The sequence below is a fragment of the Oleiphilus sp. HI0117 genome, from assembly GCF_001635235.1.
The window spans coordinates 1-340 of the sequence record NZ_LWGA01001222.1 but is presented as its reverse complement, the minus strand read 5'-3'; the positions used below and the strand labels follow the sequence as shown (position 1 = coordinate 340).

The following is a 340-nucleotide window of genomic DNA, read 5'->3' as shown; positions in this document are numbered from 1 at the left end:
GGAAAAAAATTATGCAACAGTTCCATATTTTTCCGCCCCTACTTTACGGTAAGCAACATAACGTCGAACACCACTATAAGAAACATAAGACACCCAACGGTAACCATTGATTTCATATACACTGTCATATGTGAAAGTTTGTCCTTTGCTATACACAGCTACAACACCTGATGAGGTTGAAGGTGCATTACGCACGTTCAATTTGTCAACAGTAACGGTAAATGTACCACGTTCATTTTTAACAAATCCATTTGATTGAACAGTTGGTTCAACTTGTTTAGAACCTTTCAAACGGAAAGCAGTTGGATAAGTCAAAGAGTAAGGAAACTTAGCTGTGTTG

Annotated in this window: 1 protein-coding gene; it reads right to left on the bottom strand. The window is 37.6% G+C overall.

Annotated features, from left to right (window positions below):
• Positions 1-9: 9 nt before the first annotated feature.
• Positions 10-340: SH3 domain-containing protein (locus A3757_RS21365; protein ID WP_197470196.1), on the bottom strand; the 331-nt coding region annotated here is incomplete at its 5' end.